Below are 2,444 nucleotides of genomic sequence, written 5' to 3' on the forward strand. Positions count from 1 at the left end.
GTATCCGTCCGGTGAAGGCCGCGGGGTGATCCCGACCGGTGCGTGGGGTGAGTTACGCTGCGATCGCGTCTGAGCGCGGCGCCCAATTCCACGGCAGGAGCTTGTCGAGCTTGGTTGCCGGGTGATCGGCGATGCGTGCGAGGACATCGGCGAGCCAAGCCTGCGGATCGATATTGTTGAGCTTGGCGGTCTGGATCAGGGTGTAGATGATGGCGGCGCGCTGACCGCCGCGGTCGGAGCCGCAGAACAGCCATGCCTTGCGGCCGAGCGGGATGCAACGAAGAGCGCGCTCGGCGGCGTTGTTGGTGAGGCAGATCCGGCCGTCGTCGAGGAAGCGGGTAAACGCGTCCCAGCGCTTGAGCATGTAGAAGCAGGCCTTGGTCAGATCATGGCTGCGCGACAGCTTGCCGACTTGCTCGGTGAGCCAGGTGTGGAGCTCGGCCATGAGCGGCGCGCTGAGTTCCTGGCGGGTGGCGACCCGCTCGGCGGGGCTCTTGCCGTTCATGCCGCGCTCGATGTCGAACAGGGCATCGAGACGCTGCACGGCTTCGAGCGCGATCGGATAGATCATGGCGGCGCTCTGTCCGCGGCTCTTCTTGCGGGCCGAGCTTACGACATCGGCGAGCTCGAAGAACTTGCGGCGCGCATGGGCGAAGCAGCCCGCCTCGAGCACGGGGCCGGGATCGCGGCCCTCGCGATAGAGCTCGCCATATCCGCCATAGGCATCGGCCTGCAGGATGCCGGACCATGCCGCGAGATGGGACTGCGGGTGCTCGCCGCGTCGGTCACGCGAGTAGTGGAACAGCGCGGCCGGCGGATCGGTCCCGGCAAAGGGACGATCATCGCGCACGTAAACCCATAATCGGGCCGTATCGGTCTTGCCCCTGGCCATGACCGGCACGGTGGTATCGTCGCCGTGGATCCGGGTTGCGGCCAGGACGTGCGCCTCGATCAGCTTGTAGAGCGGCATCAGCGCGTGCGCGGCAGCCCCGACCTGATCGGCTAGGGTCGAGACACTGAGCGGCATGCCTTCGCGGGCAAAGCGCTCGGCCTGCCGGTTGAGCGGTTGGTGCTGCCCATACTTCTCGAACAGGAGCATGGCGAGGAAGCTGGGGCCTGCCCATCCGCGCGGAACCACGTGGAACGGTGCCGGGGCCTGAGCGATCTTCTCGCAGTCCCGGCACGAGAACTTCTCGCGCACCGTCTGGATCACCTTCCACGAACGCGGGATGACCTCGAGCGTCTCGGTGACGTCCTCGCCGAGCTTGGACAGCCGGTCCCCGCCGCAGGCCGGACATGAACAGGGCGCAGGCACGACCACACGCTCGCGTGGCAGGTGCTCGGGGAACGGCTTCCTTGCGGGCCGCTTGCGCTCGAAGGCGGTGACCGTGGTGGTCTTGGCCGCCGCTTCCTCGGCGATCAGGTCGTCCTCTGCGGCATCGGCCTCGAGCTCTTCGAGTTGCAGCTCCATCTGACCCAGCAGGCGGCGGCTGCGTTCGGCGCTGGGCCCATACTGCTCGCGCTTCAGCTTGGCGATCTGCAGCTTGAGGTGAGCGATCAGCGCTTCGATGGCGCTCTGGTGGGCCATGGCGTTGGCAAGCTTGGCCTCGGCCTCATCAGCCTTACGGGCCATCGTCGCCACCAGCGCCTTGAGCGCTTCGACATCGTCCGGAAGGGGCGAGATAGCGGCTTCCATGGAGGAGAGTGAATCATCATCCCCCCTCTGCTGCAAGGGCAAAATGCCCGCATCTACTGGTTATCCTGCGCTCTGCGGCCGCCACGTATACTGCGGGTTGCGCCAGTCGATCCCTTCCAGCAGGCAGGCCAGCTGCGAGGGGGTCAGCGATACCGTTCCCTCACTCGCCGAGGGCCACACGAACCGGCCCTTCTCCAGCCTCTTGGCGTAGAGCGACATGCCGATCCCGTCGTGCCAGATGATCTTGATCAGCGATCCTGCGCGACCGCGGAATACGAACAGATCGCCGCCGTGGGGATTACGCTTGAGGCCTTGCTGCACCAGCAGCGCCAGGCCCTGCATGCCCTTGCGCATATCCGTGTGGCCCAGCGCGATCCACACCCGCGCGCCGGAAGGGATCATCGCAGAGCCTTCAAGGCGGCCGCGACCAACCTCGGCGATGCCGCGGCGAAGATGCTCAGCCGCTTGCCGCGCGGCAGCTCGATGATCATCGCCGGGTGCTCGGCAGCGCCGGCAACGACCGCGTCCCCGTCGATCACCGCTTCGGCGAATACCGGCGCTGGCAGCGCCTCCGGCACCTCGGCTTCCTGCGCCGCGCCCGCATCCAGCAGCTTGCGCCGCCACGTATAGATCAACCCGGACGAGACGTCATGCCGGCGGCAGACATCGGCTACCCTGGCACCTGGTGCGAACGCCTCGGCCACGATCTGCAGCCGTTCCTCATCGCTCCACCGCCGGCGCCGCTCCG

The 2,444-nt window shown here is 67.1% G+C and carries 3 protein-coding genes; all 3 read right to left on the reverse strand.

Annotated elements, in window-relative coordinates:
- Positions 1 to 52: 52 nt before the first annotated feature.
- Positions 53 to 1,696, reverse strand: coding sequence for an IS66 family transposase (gene tnpC / locus ACU0AG_RS16040; protein ID WP_482783265.1), 1,644 nt, complete (start codon positions 1,694 to 1,696; stop codon positions 53 to 55).
- Positions 1,697 to 1,756: 60 nt separating this feature from the next.
- Positions 1,757 to 2,098, reverse strand: a complete 342-nt coding sequence (tnpB, locus tag ACU0AG_RS16045) for an IS66 family insertion sequence element accessory protein TnpB (RefSeq protein WP_066117483.1) — start codon at positions 2,096 to 2,098, stop codon at positions 1,757 to 1,759.
- Positions 2,095 to 2,444: IS66-like element accessory protein TnpA (tnpA, locus tag ACU0AG_RS16050; RefSeq protein WP_482783266.1), on the reverse strand; the 350-nt coding region annotated here is incomplete at its 5' end. The genes tnpB and tnpA, both read right to left, overlap by 4 nt.

Source organism: Erythrobacter sp. RANMB8 (genome assembly GCF_056848235.1).